At 68.9% G+C, this 15,539-nt stretch carries 15 protein-coding genes, 2 tRNA genes and 1 pseudogene; 4 read left to right on the forward strand and 14 right to left on the reverse strand.

From position 1 onward, the window contains the following. Nucleotides 1–155: 155 nt before the first annotated feature. The 3 genes from ABD357_RS02480 to ABD357_RS02490 all read right to left on the reverse strand — a co-directional run bounded on the left by ABD357_RS02480 (nt 156) and on the right by ABD357_RS02490 (nt 2,115). Nucleotides 156–851, reverse strand: a complete 696-nt coding sequence (locus tag ABD357_RS02480) for a hypothetical protein (RefSeq protein WP_344387148.1) — start codon at nt 849–851, stop codon at nt 156–158. Nucleotides 852–922: 71 nt separating this feature from the next. Beyond that, nucleotides 923–1,489 carry a hypothetical protein gene (locus ABD357_RS02485; RefSeq protein WP_344387149.1) on the reverse strand — a complete coding sequence of 189 codons (567 nt, stop codon included), beginning with the start codon at nt 1,487–1,489 and terminating at the stop codon, nt 923–925. Beyond that, nucleotides 1,486–2,115 carry a bifunctional DNA primase/polymerase gene (locus tag ABD357_RS02490; RefSeq protein ID WP_344387151.1) on the reverse strand — a complete coding sequence of 210 codons (630 nt, stop codon included), beginning with the start codon at nt 2,113–2,115 and terminating at the stop codon, nt 1,486–1,488. The genes ABD357_RS02485 and ABD357_RS02490 overlap by 4 nt, the downstream gene beginning before the upstream one ends. Nucleotides 2,116–2,206: 91 nt before the next feature. On the opposite strand from ABD357_RS02490, the gene ABD357_RS02495 reads away from it, so the two are divergent. Continuing rightward, the gene (locus ABD357_RS02495) at nt 2,207–2,515 is read left to right on the forward strand and encodes an NsdA family TPR-like regulatory protein (protein ID WP_344387152.1); all 309 of its coding nucleotides are present in this window, start codon (nt 2,207–2,209) and stop codon (nt 2,513–2,515) included. 19 nt (nt 2,516–2,534) lie between these two features. Here ABD357_RS02495 and ABD357_RS02500 read toward each other — a convergent pair. From ABD357_RS02500 to ABD357_RS02510, 3 genes and pseudogenes are all read right to left on the reverse strand, one after another. Beyond that, nucleotides 2,535–3,538: pseudogene (locus tag ABD357_RS02500) on the reverse strand (IS5 family transposase). A gap of 73 nt (nt 3,539–3,611) precedes the next feature. After that, entirely contained in the window at nt 3,612–3,938 is a 327-nt protein-coding gene (gene cutA, locus ABD357_RS02505) for a divalent-cation tolerance protein CutA (protein WP_344387154.1), read from the reverse strand. A 24-nt stretch (nt 3,939–3,962) separates the two neighbouring features. Then, entirely contained in the window at nt 3,963–4,160 is a 198-nt protein-coding gene (locus ABD357_RS02510; RefSeq protein ID WP_344387155.1) for a hypothetical protein, read from the reverse strand. Nucleotides 4,161–4,256: 96 nt separating this feature from the next. On the opposite strand from ABD357_RS02510, the gene ABD357_RS02515 reads away from it, so the two are divergent. Continuing rightward, on the forward strand, nt 4,257–4,430 hold the full coding sequence (locus ABD357_RS02515; RefSeq protein WP_344387157.1) for a hypothetical protein: 174 nt from the start codon (nt 4,257–4,259) through the stop codon (nt 4,428–4,430). A gap of 215 nt (nt 4,431–4,645) precedes the next feature. On the opposite strand, the gene ABD357_RS02520 is transcribed toward ABD357_RS02515, so the two are convergent. The 7 genes from ABD357_RS02520 to ABD357_RS02550 all read right to left on the reverse strand — a co-directional run bounded on the left by ABD357_RS02520 (nt 4,646) and on the right by ABD357_RS02550 (nt 9,916). Beyond that, on the reverse strand, nt 4,646–5,407 hold the full coding sequence (locus ABD357_RS02520; RefSeq protein WP_344387158.1) for a hypothetical protein: 762 nt from the start codon (nt 5,405–5,407) through the stop codon (nt 4,646–4,648). Between the two features lie 379 nt (nt 5,408–5,786). Then, a tRNA-Leu gene (locus ABD357_RS02525) sits at nt 5,787–5,863 on the reverse strand. Nucleotides 5,864–6,062: 199 nt separating this feature from the next. Further along, complete coding sequence (locus ABD357_RS02530; protein ID WP_344387159.1) at nt 6,063–6,191, reverse strand: hypothetical protein; 129 nt, start codon at nt 6,189–6,191, stop codon at nt 6,063–6,065. A 5-nt stretch (nt 6,192–6,196) separates the two neighbouring features. Continuing rightward, nucleotides 6,197–6,460, reverse strand: a complete 264-nt coding sequence (locus tag ABD357_RS02535; protein ID WP_344387160.1) for a hypothetical protein — start codon at nt 6,458–6,460, stop codon at nt 6,197–6,199. Nucleotides 6,461–6,464: 4 nt separating this feature from the next. After that, complete coding sequence (locus tag ABD357_RS02540) at nt 6,465–7,376, reverse strand: hypothetical protein (RefSeq protein WP_344387162.1); 912 nt, start codon at nt 7,374–7,376, stop codon at nt 6,465–6,467. A gap of 85 nt (nt 7,377–7,461) precedes the next feature. Next, entirely contained in the window at nt 7,462–9,603 is a 2,142-nt protein-coding gene (locus ABD357_RS02545; RefSeq protein ID WP_344387164.1) for a tyrosine-type recombinase/integrase, read from the reverse strand. A 226-nt stretch (nt 9,604–9,829) separates the two neighbouring features. Beyond that, nucleotides 9,830–9,916 (reverse strand) — tRNA-Leu (locus tag ABD357_RS02550). Between the two features lie 392 nt (nt 9,917–10,308). Here ABD357_RS02550 and ABD357_RS02555 point away from each other — a divergent pair. Further along, complete coding sequence (locus tag ABD357_RS02555; RefSeq protein WP_344387166.1) at nt 10,309–11,082, forward strand: ABC transporter ATP-binding protein; 774 nt, start codon at nt 10,309–10,311, stop codon at nt 11,080–11,082. 311 nt (nt 11,083–11,393) lie between these two features. Further along, nucleotides 11,394–13,925, forward strand: a complete 2,532-nt coding sequence (locus ABD357_RS02560) for an ABC transporter permease (RefSeq protein ID WP_344387167.1) — start codon at nt 11,394–11,396, stop codon at nt 13,923–13,925. Between the two features lie 60 nt (nt 13,926–13,985). Here ABD357_RS02560 and ABD357_RS02565 read toward each other — a convergent pair whose 3' ends face one another. After that, nucleotides 13,986–15,275 carry a class I SAM-dependent methyltransferase gene (locus ABD357_RS02565; RefSeq protein WP_344387168.1) on the reverse strand — a complete coding sequence of 430 codons (1,290 nt, stop codon included), beginning with the start codon at nt 15,273–15,275 and terminating at the stop codon, nt 13,986–13,988. Between the last annotated feature and the right edge of the window lie 264 nt (nt 15,276–15,539).

Genomic DNA, 15,539 nt, shown 5'->3' on the forward strand with positions numbered 1-15,539 from the left:
TGGATCGAACGGTGATGGGACCCGCCCCGGCCGCACGCACTCACGCAGCACGACCAGGGCAGGAGTCAGAAGTGGCAGGGCTCCGGCTCGGCGCTGCCGGAGCCCGGTCTCACCCCGGCCGCGCGCCGAGGAGGGCAACACGTGGCAAGGGGAGATCACAGCCCGGCGCCTACCAGTCCGGCGACGCGGGCGAACTCATCCTCCAGCCGGGCCATCCCGAACCGGGCGAACTCCTCGTCCAGGTCCACGGGCGTGACGCCGTACAGCGCGACGACCGATCGGGCCGCCACCGTCCAGGCGGCGCGCGGCGTGCCGTACTCCACGCGCTCCAGGTCCTTACCGGGGTGCGGCGTGAGCGTGTCCGGGTCGTAGACGAGACCGGCGACGCCCCACGCCGGCGTGTACATCGCCCTCGCCGCCACGTAGTGGCCACCGCGCAGGCCGTGGCAGAGATGGATGGAGATCCCGGCACATGGCACGCACACCGGCGGGCTCGCGGTGCGTTCCCCCTCCACCACCAGGCCGCTGGTGTCCTTCAAGAGGAAGAGAGGCGGCTCGTCCGGGTCCTCGGGCGGCCTTGTGCAGACCTGGCACAGCATGTTCGCCATGGCCCGGCGCTGCCGGTACGCGTGGATCTCCCGAAGCCGTGGCTCCCCACGCCGACGCTTCGGGAGGAGCACCGGGCGGACCCACAACATGCCGAAGGAGTCCCGGTCGTAAGGCGTCTCATCCGCGTACGCCACCCCAGGGAACAGCGGGTGTTGGACGATCCGCGGTTTGAGGAGCTTTTCCTCGCTGTAGCGAGCGATGTACGGGACCACTCCCGGCGGAGCCGGGGGCAACGCCAACACGATCAGAGCCTTCCTGTGAGGGCGGGACCGCCCAGGCCCGCCTGGGGAATGTTTGGCGGGCCGGGGCGGCGTCATGGGAGCTGCGCCGCCGCTTCCTCCACGGCCTGGACAGCCTGAACGGCCTGGAGGTACGGGCTGATGAGCGTGCCGCCCGGCGTCAGCCCGTCGCCGAGCGGCGCGCCCGCCTCACGGTGGGAGGGAGGCACGAGCCAGCCACGGGAGGCCACCGTCTCCGGCTGGCACACGGTGGGCGGCGGAAGGAGAACCAGCGTGCCTGGGCGGAGGAGGAGGGAGCGGGGCGCGGACCAGCGCGGCGCCGAGCCTCGTTCGAGGATGAACTCCCCGCCGCACGGGCCGAGGACGACAGGGCCCACGCGGCGCCCGGCCGCACGCATCCGCCGGATGGTCTCCTCGGCCACCGCGCCCGAGGTGAGGAGGACATCGAAGGTGAGGCCGGCGGGAACCTCCGCGAGGTGCCCGCGGCCCCACGCCGTGAGGACCTGGTCCAGGCGCCCGGTCGGCGTCAGCACGTTGAACGGCACCGGTCCTACGGCGGCGGCCGTCAGTTCCTCGCGGGGAGCGCGGCGCGGTGCCGGGAGCCCGGCCACGGGCGCGGGCGCCAGCACGTCGTGGGTCACCGGCCGATTCCCTCAATCCGGCGCGCCCGGATTCCCGCGCGGATCAAGACCTCCACGTTCCGGTAGGTGCATAGCTCTGCGGGGGAGTCCAGGGGGACGCACCAGTACGAGCGTCCGCGCGGGGTGGTGTGGCGGATCGCCGGCACCCCGAGGTAGTGGTCCCGTCCGAGGCATGCAACCCCAGGGAAGTCCCGGTCGTTCCAGCGCCACGCGGTGCTCGCGGGCACAAGGAGGTAGTACTGGTGGGCGTGGATGTCCATGAACACAGGGCCGCCGTAGAGGGTCTTGCGGAGGAAGTCATCCACCTCCGGGAGCTCGTCCGTCCCGGCCGCGGCCCATACCAGGAGGGCGGGGATGCGGACGGCGGCGAAGATGCCGCCGCATGCGAGGAGCGCGATCTCCTGCTCTGCCCACTGCTTACGTGCCAGGTCTCGGTCATCCGTGGCGGCCAGGAGCCAGTGGGAGACGAGTTCCCGCTCCTCCTGGGTCACCAGCTTGGTGGGCTGCACCGGCGGGGTGTTGACGTTGGCCGACCCGTCGGGGAATTCACAGTCCGTCTCTTCAGGATCAAGACAGCTGGATAGCAACCCACTTGTGGGCAGGGCCCGATGGGTACGCTCGGACATAGGGCGACTCCTTGGCAGTCGTCGACGCCCCGAGGTCGGCGCTACCCAAATCCCGACCCGGGGCACTTTCGTCTGCACAGGGTGGATTTCCATGACCGGCCGCTGCTGGGCCGAGCTGCGCCGCCCCCTGCGGGCCGTCCCCGTGCTGGAGTCCGCCCTGTCCCGCTTCGACGACGCGCACGCCCGGGACAAAGCCCTGTATCTGTCGTGGCTGGCCGACGCCTACATTTCCGCCGGCGAAATCGAGGTAGCAGCCGCCGTGACCGGCCGGGCGCTGGATCTGTCCGCCGGTGTCGCCTCCGTGCGTCCTCGGCAGCGACTCGCCCCGGTGCTGGCACAGCTCGGCCAGCACCGCAGCGTGGCCGCCGTTCGTGGCGTCTTGGAGAAGGCAGCGTCCTAGGGCGCGTATTGAGTCGTGATCAGTGGGTGGTCCGGGTGAGGTCTTTGATCCAGATCATCGAGGCGCGCAGGTGGAGGCCGGCGAGGTAGCTGTCTGGGGTCTTGTCATATCGGGTGGCGATGCCTCGCCAGGCCTTGAGCTTGTTGATCAGGCGCTCGACGGTGTTCCTCTCCTTGTAGAGGTCGGCGTCGTGGCTGACGGGTCGACCGCCTCCGGAGCCCTTCTTCCTCCGGTTGGCGGCCTGGTCCTTCTTCTCCGGGATCACTGCCTTGATGCCGCGTCTGCGCAGGTGGGTCCGGTTGTCGCGGGAGGAGTAGGCCTTGTCGGCGGCGACCGCGTCCGGCCGGGTGCGGGGGCGCCCGACGGGGCCGCGGACCCGTAACTTCTTGAGGACGGGGATGAACTGCGGGCTGTCCGCGGCCTGGCCCGCGGTCAACACGAACGCCAGCGGGCGGCACTTGCGGTCGGCGGCGAGGTGGACCTTGCTGGTCTGCCCGCCTCTGGAACGTCCCAGGAGAGCGGCCTTCAGCCGGAGTTTTCGTCGACGCCGGATGCGTCGCCGCTCTTCGCGCTCAGGGTCGGTGTCGGTGTCCTGTCCGTCTTGTTCTTCGAGGCTGCCCCTTTTGACTTGGCCTTTTCCGCCTCGGCGGCAGCCTTCTCCAGGACGGTGAGGACGTCCTGGGCCAGGTGCATCCCGGCTGCGTCGTGGTGAGCGCGCGCGGTCGTGGAGTCGATGCTGACCAGGGACAGATCCACCGCACCCCGCTTCGCGGCTTCCGCGATCAGGCCCTCCAGCAGGGCCTCGAAGATGCCGCCGTCGCGCCACTGCCGGAAGCGGTTGTGGACGGTTGACCAGGCGCCGAACTCCTGTGGCATCTCCCGCCACTGTCCGCCGGTCTTGAACCGCCAGACCACCCCCTCGAACTGCTGCCGCAGTCGCTCGGGATACGGGCCGTACTCGCCGATCGGCAGGTACGGCTCGATGAACTCCCATTCCTCGTCCGTCAGTTGCACTCGCGTCACGCAAGAACGTCTACCGGTCCAGGCCCCGCTCCGAGGGCGAATCCCGCAGATTGATCACGACTCGATACGCCCCCTAGGGCTTCGGGGCCACAGAGTCCTCGATCCACTGAAGGCCGCGTGCCGCCCCGCTCACGATCGGCGTCGCGATCACCTCCGGGTTGTCCCACGGGTGGTTCTCCAGGAGGTGCTTCTCCAACTCTGGGTATCGCTCCGCGGTGGTCGTCAGCAGGAGTCGCCACTCCTCGCCCTCGCCGAACTCTCCGAGGTGCCAGAACACGGAACCCACGGGGCCGATGATCTGCGACCCGGCCGCGAGCCGCCCTTGGACTGCCCCCTTCGCCAGTTCGACGGCATCCTGACGGGCGGGCGTGGCGGTCGAGACCTGCACATACTCAGTCATGCGGAGAGCCTAGCCACGGCACGCTCAGGCGTTGTAGCCCTTCTCCCGGACTGCCGCCCCCCACGTCACGGCGGTCTTCGCGAAGCAGTCACGGCACAGCGGATTGTCCCCGGTCCCGTAGCGCTTGCACTTGGCGTGACACTTAGCGCACTGGCCCTCCTCCGAGGAGTCCCACGCCCCCATCGGATAGTCCTTCAACGGGATCTCTGTAGGCGTGGCCACGGTGCGTGTCCATTCCGCTCAGGCGAGAAGCCGCCTCGAACAGAATAGAACAGAGCGGCCTGCGGGGATGTCGGTGCCGCCCCATACGCTGGAGGTATGTCCAACTCCTCCGGGCCTCACGGCCGGATGACTCCTGCCCCCAACGAGATCAACAACAGCATCCGCCAGCTCATGGACGAGCCCGCCGGACGGAAGCGGACCGCCGAGTACGAACGCCTCCTCGCACTGTGGACGGAGGCGACTCGAGACGACGTCGAACCGGCAGCATGACGAGACCCCGCCCAACCTGACTGGCCGGGCGGGGCCTCGCACACGAGTAGCAGCACCATGGCCTCCGGCCGTGCAACTGCCCCTGCGCAGAACCGCCATCGCGCCCCGCGCGCACTGCTGCACCGCCCGGTCTACGGCACCAGCCACGACCACCCGGGCCCGCGGCCGGAGGCTGAGGGAGGTCCTATGTGTCTACGGGCGGGTGGGGGCGGCGGTCATGACGTGCACGACTGGCACTGGGCGACGCCGCCCGATGGGTAGTAGGGACTGCCGTACAGATCGTTGTCGATGCAGCGGATCACTTCGCCCGTGTTGGAGTCGCGCAGGTAGGTGCGCAGGAACTGGTTGCCGTATCCGGCCCTCCTGGGGAGGGTGGCGTTGAGAGTGAAGTCCTCGGCGGTCCAGGTCTTTTTGCCGCCGTTCTCGTCGCGGGTCTCCAGGTCCAGCACGACGGCGAGGTCCCCGGAGACGAGCATGTCATAGGGGACGGTGGCGGTGAGGGAGAGGTCGCGGCAGACGGGGAAGGCGCCGGAGGCGCCGACGCTGAGCAGGACCTGGGGTTCGACGATCTCGGCCGCCGGTGAGGTGCTGCCGTCCACGATGCGCCACCGGCCACTGGTGTACACACCGGAGGCGGGGCCCTGGTTGCACGCCCGTCCGGTGACGGTGAGTCTGACGTCGCCGGCGGCTCCGCAGGGCAGGGGGTCGGCAACGTCGGCGGTGATGCGTGCGGCGATGTAGCGGTGCACGCCCCGGCCGGCGGTGCTGTTCTCGCCGTCGGGCGGCGGAGCGATGGCGACGCTTTCGCCGTTCCAGAACGGCTGCCCGCTCACCAGGGCACGGTGCTTGACGTTGGCGTCGGGCGGGTTGGGCTGGAAGTACGGCTCGGGGTCGGTGTCGGTGAGCGTCAGTCTCGGTGCGAGGTCGAGCGGGGTGGAGTCGCACAGAATCAGTGTGGTGGCGTGGCGCAGGAACACATGCCGGGCACGTCCTTTCTGCGGGATCGGGTCCCTGAAGAGCTGCCCGGCTGGATCCTTCCGCTTAAGTCCACTAAAAAGTGCTATTAGTTTGAATGTCCGGAACAGATCGTTTATCTGTCATATGCTCGCCGTTCTTGCAGGAGGACTACTTTTCGGCCATTGGTCAAGGTGGCCGGATGGCGTGTCACTCGCGGAGGGGAACGGCAGTCGCCCGGTTGACCAGTCGTACGCCCACGGCCTCGGCGACGGCTGCGGCAGCCTGGAGAGCAGGGCGTCAAGATCGGTGCCGGCAGCCACAACGCCCTCCGGGAACAAGGAGCGCACAGAATGCCATAAACAGGGCGGCCCGCCTTCCAAGAGGCGGGCCGAGGCAGGTTGGTGCCCGGGGTGGGAGTCGAACCCACACTTTTCCGCGTTTAAGGCGGTTGCGTCTGCCAGTTGCGCCACCCGGGCCAGCGGCCTCCTGGGCACATGACTGAGGGTCACACTCCTTTGTGCGGGCCGCAGTTCACCACCCATCATGCCCTTGTGTAACACCCTCTCTTACCGGCACCTCCTACACACGAGGGAAATCGGTCAAGAGTCGACGCAAAGGCGCCCGCCCCTGCTGGACGAGCAGGGACGGGCGTCCGTCTCGGGCCGCCGGAGGCGGTCAGCGCACGAACAGGGACACCACCGCCGTGAGGGTGCCGATCACGCCAGCGACGACGCCGAGCACGCCCAGCGGCCAGCGTCTCGCCTTCAGGGCCTCCAGCTCCGTTGCCGCCTCCGGTGTCGTCATGCCTGCTACACCTTCCGGGACAGGCTTGCGGAGTTGGGGTCACCGAACGCACGGGCCACCATGCCCTTGATGAGGGCGCCCACCGCGCCGACCGCGGCGCCACCGGCGGCGTACCACATGGAGGCGTCGGCGGCCTGGGCCGGGACGAACGCGGCCACGAACCCGTAGGCGGCGCTGGTGATGACCCGCTCGAACAGGTCGCGCGCGTAGGTCTCGGCGGTGCGCAGGATCGCGCCGCCGTCCGGGAGTTGGAAACCGTTGAGGCTCATGAGGTCAGGACTCCTTCCACACCAGGGCCTTCAGGACGGCGCTGGCTACCTCGATCCCGCCGGCGCTCTGGTTGAGCAGCCGGACGCGCATGGAGCGGCCCGGACCGAGCCGCTTGACCAGGGGCACCACGGCGTAGGTGCCGCCCGCAGTGCCCATCACCTCGTGGATCGGGTGCACCCTCTTGAGGTTGGCGCCCTCCCACTCGCTCATACGGACCTGGACGACGTCGCCCGCCAGCAGGTGCTCGCACCGCAGTGACAGAGATCCGGTGAAGCGGGCCCGGGCCGACCACGAACACCTCTCCGGCGGCCGGGTGTTGGCCGAGCTCGTCGTTCCACTCCTCAGTGAAACCGACCTCGTCCCACAGGCCGGGCGCAAACTGGTAGCTGTGCTCCAGGCCGAGGTTGACGTACGCGGGTCCCTCCACGGTGACCTCCTGGGGGGTGCTCGCCTGCTCCGGGCTCCAGCTCGCCGGGTGCGCCAGGCGCTCCGCGACGTCGGCCCGCAACTGGCGCATGCTGAACTGGAAGCGCCCGCGCTTGCGGCCGACAGCCGCGCGCTGATCTCGCCGGTGGTCTGGTCGTAGGTCGCGCCGTCCCCGGCTGAGAAGCACGTCCGCACGTCCGCACACTCGACGTACAGGCCGTCAGGACCGGCCTCCAGCAGGTTGGTTCCGCCGCCGGGCGGGGCGGGGTCGAGGATGACGGCCGCGCTCACCTCGTACGGATCGCCAGCCGCGCCGGTGCCGGTCACGGTGGCATCGACGGTGGGGGTGTCGGCTGCCTGGAGTGCGGTGGTGCCTCCCCCGCCGCTGATGACGTACGGGGCGCCGGCCGAGCCGTTGCCCTCGACGGTGATGCCGGGGCCGGCGGTGACGCGGCAGGTGCAGCGCGCAGCGCCGCAGCAGTTGGCCATGAGGGGGCTATGTCTCGTGAAGAGGTGGAGTCGCCCGGCCCACAACCAGCCGCGTCGTATCGAGTCTAGGCGTGAACGGGTGTCGCTACGTGGCGACGACGTGAGCGTGCACGGTGCGCCAGTGCCGTGACCTGGATGCAGCAAGCCGCCGCCGCTCAACATGCCGCGGCAGACGGCAGATGACACCGTCAATCCGAGGCGCTGACTCACGGGACGCCCACGATCGAGGAGAACCCATATGCGCAAGATCCTCACGACGGCCGGTGCGATGGCCGCCGCCTGCCTGCTCACCATCGGGTTGACCACGCCCGCGCACGCGGCCACGGGCGCGCTGTTCGTCGTGCAGCTCGGCCAGGTGTCGGCGCACATCAACCCGCCCGCGAGGACTTGTCACGCCAGCGACCCCACGAAGGGGGACGTCACCTTCTACAACAGGACGGACAGCGTCGGCTTCCTCTTCGGAGACCCGTATTGCAGAGAGCTCATGGATGGTGACTTCTTCCTCCGCGTCGGCCAGCGCCGCACCCTGTCGGCCGGGTACTCGGTGGCGCTCGCGAACTGACCCAGAGCGCACACCTAGGCGGCGATGGCGTGGGCGTGGACGGTGACCCCCGGCCGCCGGTGCTCCGGCGGCCGGGACGCCGATCCCGAGAAGCGTCACCCCCGCGGCGGCCAGCACGTTGACGGTGGTCGACGTCGCGCTATCCGCGGAGATCCGGGCTGAGCGGAACCCGTCCCCGGCCTGGACGGCGAGGGTGACGACCGGCGGCGCGGTGAAGGCTCCGGCCGGCCAGGTGAAGGTGACGTCTGTGCCGTCAGCCGCGTACACAGCCGGCCCCATGGTCCAGATCCACGCACGGTGCGGCACCTCGTCGCGGACGTTCCTGAGCCCGCAGTCGCTACCGACGTGGCCGCCCGTCATGCGGATCCACCAGTCACACGACCACTTCTCGACGCGCACCGCGCCGCGGTGCTCCCTCGCCCACCGCGCCGCGGTCTCCTCGGCGTGGTCGACGTTCCAGAAGCCCAGCACCTTGGAGCCGACATGCGCGACGTACAGCGACTGCCCCGGATCCCTCACGGGGACGTTCTCGGCGATGTCCTCCTCCGCGACGGCCGGGTCCGTGCTCGTGATGCCCAGCGCCCGGTCGATCGTGACGAGGGCGCCCTCGTGCGCGGTCTTGAGCAGGTGCCCGTACCGGTCCGACGTCGTCTTGATGGACTCGTGGCCCAGACGCCGCTGAAGGTACGTCAGGCTGTGCCGGTCCGACAGCACCGCCGCGGCGTGCGAGTGCCGCAAGTCGTGGAACGTCGGGAACTTGTAGTCGGGCAGGAGCCCGCGTTCCTTGGCCTCGGCGACGGCCGCAATCCACCGGTCGTAGAACGTCGAGTAGACCAGCCGCTCGCCCTTGCCGTTGTGGAAGATCAGGTGATTGCTGGCCATGCCCGCGAGCCCGTAGTCCAGCAGTTCGCGCCACAGACCGGCGCTGATGTCGACCGCGCGCCGCGACTGCTTCGACTTCGGCTTGCCGAGGACGAACCCCTCCTCCGGCTTCCGCTTCCACGCCCGGGTCACCTTGAGCAGGAACTCGCCCGGGGCCGGGTTGGTCGCGTGCCGCTTGGCGAGCGCCGTTATCTCGCCCCACCGCATGCCCGTGCCGTACGCGACCCGGACGAACACCTTGTCCTCCGGGCGCTTCAGGCACTCGACGAGACCGGCGACCTCTTCCGGGGTCAGGAACTCCATCTCGTCCGACGCCTCGTCGTCCTCGATGCCGGCCTCATCGGTGCGAGGGAGCCGGGTGAGGTGGCAGGGGTTGCGGTCGCGGAGCGGGGGCTCGGCGACGACGGCCTCGTTGAGGATGGACGACAGCAGGCCGTGAAGGTTCTTGAGTGTCTTGGGGCTCATCAGCTTCCGCTTGGAGCCGCGGAACACGTGCGTCTTCGCCATGGCGTTGACCCACGCCCCGACGGTCGCCTTGCTGAAATGCTCGGTGCTGCGGATGTCGCAGTTGCCGAACGTCGGGTTGAGGTATGTCTCCAACTCTCGAACGCAGTCCTGCCGGTACCGCTCCTCGATCCCGGTGCGGTTCTTGATGCACTCGGCGGCGAAATGCTTGAAGATGTACCGTTCCTCAGCCCCCGCCGACGGGTCGATGTACCCCTGGCCTTTTACCCAGCCGGGCGGCCACTGCTGGCCGTTGTCATTGACGGCTTTGCAGAACACCCGCCGAGTCGGAGTCGTCGAACCGCTCCGTCTGCCACGGTGCCGACCGGGATCCCCCGAGCCGCCACTTCACTTGATAGCTGACGACCTGTCCAGCCTTGTTCTTCCGCTCGTGCACGCTCGCCATGGCGGGCAGAGTACGCCGGTGTTCCCGTCGTGTTCCCGTCACACAAAAGAAGAATGGCGTCTACCCGCCATTTCGGCAGGTCAGACGCCGTCTCTCGCGTGGTGCCCGGAACCGGACTTGAACCGGCACGCCCGCGTTGGGGCAGCGAGGTTTAAGCTCGCCGTGTCTGCATTCCACCATCCGGGCAGGCCATGGGCTCCGCATTTTGAGGTTCCGAGCCTAACGGGACACATCCCTCGAACAGCGGACCGTCGGCTCGATGTTGTCTTATTTTATTGACGCCTGAGGGTGCATCAGACCACCGTACGGGCCATCGGCACTTGCCACGAGCCCTTCCACAGAGCCGTCTCGACACATGCGGAATGACGTGAATTCACCGCTCGAACGAGGGTCGTCCGACGAACCGTCACCGATGACCCTGTCAGCGGTACGTGTCATCCCCAGGTATGACTCAGGGCCGTACGGTCCGACCGAAGTCGCCCTTCAGAACTGGAACAGGGGGTGACTACACGGCAGTGATCGGCGACGACTATGGAAGCCACGTTCCCCACTCGTCGTACCGACAGGAGCACTGCCCCGTGACCACCACTACTCCCATCGCCGGCCGCGCCACCGCCGTGGCCGCGCGTGCCTCGGATCTGTCGAAGGTCTACGGACAGGGCGAGACCCAGGTGGTCGCCCTGGACCGGGTCTCCATCGACTTCCGGCAGGCCGAGTTCACCGCGATCATGGGTCCTTCGGGGTCCGGCAAGTCCACGCTGATGCACTGTGTGGCGGGCCTGGACACGTTCTCGTCCGGCTCCGTGCGGATCGGTGACACCGAGCTCGGCTCCCTCAAGGACAAGCAGCTGACGAAGCTTCGGCGGGACAAGATCGGGTTCATCTTCCAGGCGTTCAATCTGCTGCCGACGTTGACGGCCCTGGAGAACATCACCCTTCCGATGGACATCGCGGGCCGCAAGGCCGACAAGCAGTGGCTGAACTCGGTGATCGGGATGGTGGGTCTGGGCGACCGTCTCTCCCACCGGCCCGCCCAGCTCTCCGGCGGCCAGCAGCAGCGCGTCGCGGTGGCGCGGGCGCTCGCCTCGAAGCCGGACATCATCTTCGGTGACGAACCGACCGGGAACCTCGACTCGCGTTCCGGTGCCGAGGTGCTCGGCTTTCTCCGCAACTCCGTACGGGAGTTGGGGCAGACCGTGGTGATGGTCACCCACGACCCCGTCGCGGCTGCCTACGCCGACCGCGTCGTGTTCCTCGCCGACGGGCGCATCGTCGATGAGGTGTACGGGCCGACGGCGGATGCCGTGCTGGACCGGATGAAGCAGTTCGATGCCAAGGGTCGCACCAGCTGACGCTGGTGGTTGTGCGGCAACTGGGGCTGCGCCCCAAGCCCCCAGGCCGTATCTCGGGCTTGGCCCCGGTGGGGGCTGGTCGCGCCCGCGCGGCGGAGCCGCAAATTGGCACAGCCCCGCGCACCCAAAGGGGCGCGCGTTCCCTGGCGCGCGCTAGAAGGGGTCGCCCGCGCGGCAGAGCCTCAAATCGATACAGCACGCGCCCCTGAGGGGGCGCGCCTCACTGGAGCCCGCAGTCGGCCACCGGCATACGGGCCAGACCCGCCCACCGGCCTGTTCTCCCCTCCCCCCTCCTGGACTGAGAAGACACAATGTTCCGTACCGCCCTGCGCAACGTGCTCGCGCACAAGGCCAGGTTGTTGATGACCGTGCTCGCCGTGATGCTCGGCGTGGCGTTCGTGTCCGGCACCCTGGTCTTCGCCGACACCCTCTCCAATGCCTTCCGCAACCAGTCGGCGAAGAGCTACGACAACGTCGCGGTCGCCGTCACCTCGTACGCCGACCCGGACGACCCCAAGGAAGAACCCGGCCTCTCCCGGAAGACTCTCGACAAGATCTCCGCCGTGGACGGCGTCGCCGGCGTGTACGGCCGAGTCGAGGGCTTCGCCGGAGTCGCCGACCCCGACGGGAAGCTGATCGGCGTCGGCTGGTCCAACAAGGGCTCCAACTTCGCCCCCGGCAAGGGCGGCAAGGACACGGCCTACACGTTCACCGACGGCTCGGGCCCGGTGAAGGACGATCAGATCGCCCTGGACAAGGAATCCGCGACCAAGGGCGAGTACCAGGTCGGCGACCGGGTGCGGGTCTCGACCAACGGACCGGTGAAGGAGTACACCCTCAGCGGTGTGTTCACCACCGAGGACGGCGCCGTGAACGCCGGGGGCAGCCTCGTCCTCTTCGACACCGCGGTCGCCCAGAAGCAGTACCTCAAGCCGGGCTACTTCGAGAGCGTCACCGTCACCGCCGCCCCCGGCACGTCCGACGCGAAGATCCTGGACGCGGTCAAGCCGCTGCTGCCCGAGACGGCCGAGGTCCAGACCGGCCAGGCGCTCGCGGACGAGCAGGCCAAGCAGATCGAACAGGGACTGGGCAGCCTCAAGCAGGTCCTGCTCGGCTTCGCGGGCATCGCGCTGTTCGTCGGGATCTTCCTGATCTCCAACACCTTCACGATGCTGGTCGCCCAGCGCACGAAGGAGATCGCCCTGATGCGGGCCGTCGGTGCGTCGCGCAAGCAGATCACCCGCTCGGTGCTCGCCGAGGCGGCGGTGGTGGGCCTGGTCGCCTCGCTGATCGGTTTCGTCCTCGGCATCGGGCTCGCGATCGGTCTGCGGTCCGGGATGGCCGCGTTCGGCATGAAGATGCCGGACGGCCCGCTGATCCTGTCCGTCACGCCGGTGATCGCAGCGATCGGCGTCGGTGTGCTGATCACGATGTTCGCCGCCTGGCTGCCCGGCCGCCGGGCCGCGAAGATCCCGCCGGTGGCGGCCATGAGCAGTCTCCACGCGGTGGCCACGACCAAGTCGCTGGTGGTGCGCAACTCCATCGGTGCCGCCATCACCGCGATCGGCGCGGCCGGGATCGTGGCGGGTGCCTCGGCCGGCGGCGACGACGGCCGGATGTACATCGCGGCGGGCGCGTTCTTCGCGCTGGTCGGTGTGATCATCCTGATCCCGCTGCTGTCCCGGCCTGTGATCGCGCTCGTCCGTCCGCTGCTGGTCGGCCCCTTCGGGGTGTCCGGCAAGCTGGCCGGCCAGAACGCGGTCCGCAATCCGCGCCGTACCGGCGCCACCGCCTCGGCGCTGGCGATCGGACTGACGCTGGTGACCGGCCTGTCGGTGCTCGGTGCCACGGTCGGCACGGCCATCGACAAGATGACCACGGACAACATCAAGGCCGACTACATGGTCTCGATGGCCAACGGCGGGGACCTCGACCAGTCCGCGCTGACGGCGCTGGAGAAGGCCAAGGGCGTGTCCGCGGTATCGCCGCAGCAGGACGCCTACTTCCAGGTCGATGACGACTACGTGTCCGCTTCGGCGGTCACGCCGGGCGACATCGAGCAGGTCCTGAACGTCGACGTCGTCGACGGCAACGTCGACGCGCTCGCGAAGGGCCAGGTCGCGGTCGCGGAGAAGACGGCCAAGAGCAAGGGCTGGAAGCCCGGCGACAGCCTCTCCGTCACCTTCGCCGACGACAAGAAGGCCACACTGACGGTCGGCGCGGTCTACAAGGACAGCGAGTTCCTCTCTCCCGTCCTCGTCGACACCAAGATCGTGAACCAGCACGAGGTGAAGCCGTACATCCCGCAGATCTTCGTGAAGGTGGAGGGCGGCCAGTCCGCGGCGAACGAGAAGGTCCTCATCGACGCGCTGGGCGACAACCCCGCGATCACGGTCATGGACAAGCAGGACATCCGCGACGAGTTCGGCGGCGTCATCAACACGATGCTGAACATCATGTACGGCCTGCTGGCGATGGCCCTGATCATCGCGGTGCTGGGCGTCGTCAACACGCTCGCGATGTCGGTCTTCGAACGGCAGCAGGAGATCGGCATGCTGCGTGCGATCGGTCTCGACCGGCGCCGGGTGAAGCGGATGGTCCGGCTGGAGGCCGTGGTCATCTCGGTATTCGGCGCGGTCATCGGCATCGGTCTCGGCTCGTTCCTCGGCTGGGCGATCGGCGAGACCATCGCGGAAGAGATCCCGGGCTACGCGCTGGTCCTGCCCTGGGACCGGATCGGGATCTTCCTGGTGCTGGCCGGTCTGGTGGGCGTCCTGGCCGCGCTGTGGCCGGCCCGCAACGCCGCGAAGCTGAACATGCTGAACGCGATCAAGGCGGAATAGCCGTACGCGCACAAGGGCCCCGTTCCCGGGAGGCCGGGAGGGAACGGGGCCCTCAGCGTTTCAGCCCCAGGTGCGCGCCCGGAGCGGCATCCCGGACGCTCCGGATTCGGGGGTCCGCACGGCGAGGACCTGGTTCACGCCGATGCGGTTGCGTTCGAAGGCGACGGCGGAAGCGGCCATGTAGAGGCGCCAGACGCGGGCGCGGCCGGGGCTGGTGAGGCGGACCGCGAGCGGCCAGCCGGCCTCCAGGTTGGCGACCCAGTGGCGCAGGGTGAGCGCGTAGTGCTCGCGGATCGATTCGACGTCGCGCACCTCGAAGCCGGCGCGCTCCAGTTGCGTGACGGTGCTGCCGATGGGCGCGAGCTCGCCGTCCGGGAAGACATACGCGTCGATGAACTCGTCGACCTCGTACGCCGATTCGTCGCGATGCGGACGACGGCCGATCTGGTGGTTCAGGAGCCGCCCGCCCGGCTTGAGCAGGGCGAACAGGGTTCGCGCGTACTCCAAGTACCGTTCGCTGCCGACGTGTTCGGCCATGCCGATGGAGGAGATCGCGTCGTACGGACCGTCCGCGACGTCACGGTAGTCCTGGACGCGGATCTCGACGCGGTCGGTGAGCCCTTCGTCGGCGACGCGCTTACGGGCGTACGCGGCCTGCTCGTGCGACAACGTGACGCCGACGACGCTCGCGCCGTGCTCGCGGGCGGCGTGGATGGCCATCGAACCCCAGCCGCAGCCGACGTCGAGCAGCCGCCCGCCCGGCTTCAAGTCCAGCTTGCGGGCGATGAGTTCGAGCTTGTCGCGCTGGGCGTCCTCGAGGGTGGCGTCCGGGGCGGGCCAGTACGCGCACGAGTAGACCATGGACGGCCCGAGGACGATTTCGTAGAAGTCGTTGCCGACGTCGTAGTGGTGGCTGATGGCGCGTCTGTCGGTGCGCTTGGTGTGCAGATGGGAGCGGCGGCGCACCTCCTCGCGGGGCGGGGCGGGCGGCAGCGGGGGCCACGCCATCCTCATGAGCCCGCGCACGGCGGCCCGTGCCTCGGGATCGCGCAGAGTCTCGCCCAGGCTTCTGGCGTCCTCTCCGCGCTCCCAGACGAGCCCCGACATCAGGTCGAGGGCGGTGTAGAGGTCACCGTCCACGGTCAGATCACCGGCGACCCAGGCCCGGGCCAGCCCCAGTTCCCCCGGCTTCCACAGCAGTCGGCGGATTGCACGGCGATTGCGTACGACGAGGGCGGGGGCACCCGGCGGACCCGCTTCCGAACCGTCCCAGGCGCGCAGACGCACCGGGAGCGGGACCCCCAGCAGCTGTTCGAGGAGAGTCTTGAGCCGCAGTGCGGCGTCCTGCATGGCGCACACCTCCGTGACGATGGATCCCGAAAGTCCAACACCACGTAAACACTGCGGAGGCCGGAGCGCAGTCCCGCAAAAGCGTTACATCTGCGCAAAATGGTGGTTCGGGTTGTGGGCTTTCGCCCCCGCCGCCCCTACCCATCCCATCCCCGGGCCGGCCCGAACCCCCGCCAGGGGCTCTGCCCCTGGACCCCGATGAGGGGCAAAGCCCCCGACTCGGGCGGCGCTGGTCGCCCCCTGGCCCCCCTCGGGATTGCGCGC

Origin of the sequence: Streptomyces vastus (genome assembly GCF_039532825.1) — a bacterium.
GTDB lineage: Bacteria > Actinomycetota > Actinomycetes > Streptomycetales > Streptomycetaceae > Streptomyces > Streptomyces vastus.

Coding starts and splice junctions, on each gene's coding strand:
- cutA (WP_344387154.1), bottom strand. CDS start 3,938: ATGACTGAGTATGTGCAGGTCTCGACCGCCACGCCCGCCCGTCAGGAT.
- ABD357_RS02560 (WP_344387167.1), top strand. CDS start 11,394: ATGTTCCGTACCGCCCTGCGCAACGTGCTCGCGCACAAGGCCAGGTTG.
- ABD357_RS02495 (WP_344387152.1), top strand. CDS start 2,207: ATGACCGGCCGCTGCTGGGCCGAGCTGCGCCGCCCCCTGCGGGCCGTC.
- ABD357_RS02530 (WP_344387159.1), bottom strand. CDS start 6,191: ATGACGACACCGGAGGCGGCAACGGAGCTGGAGGCCCTGAAGGCGAGA.
- ABD357_RS02565 (WP_344387168.1), bottom strand. CDS start 15,275: ATGCAGGACGCCGCACTGCGGCTCAAGACTCTCCTCGAACAGCTGCTG.
- ABD357_RS02515 (WP_344387157.1), top strand. CDS start 4,257: ATGTCCAACTCCTCCGGGCCTCACGGCCGGATGACTCCTGCCCCCAAC.
- ABD357_RS02535 (WP_344387160.1), bottom strand. CDS start 6,460: ATGAGCCTCAACGGTTTCCAACTCCCGGACGGCGGCGCGATCCTGCGC.
- ABD357_RS02490 (WP_344387151.1), bottom strand. CDS start 2,115: ATGTCCGAGCGTACCCATCGGGCCCTGCCCACAAGTGGGTTGCTATCC.
- ABD357_RS02540 (WP_344387162.1), bottom strand. CDS start 7,376: ATGGCCAACTGCTGCGGCGCTGCGCGCTGCACCTGCCGCGTCACCGCC.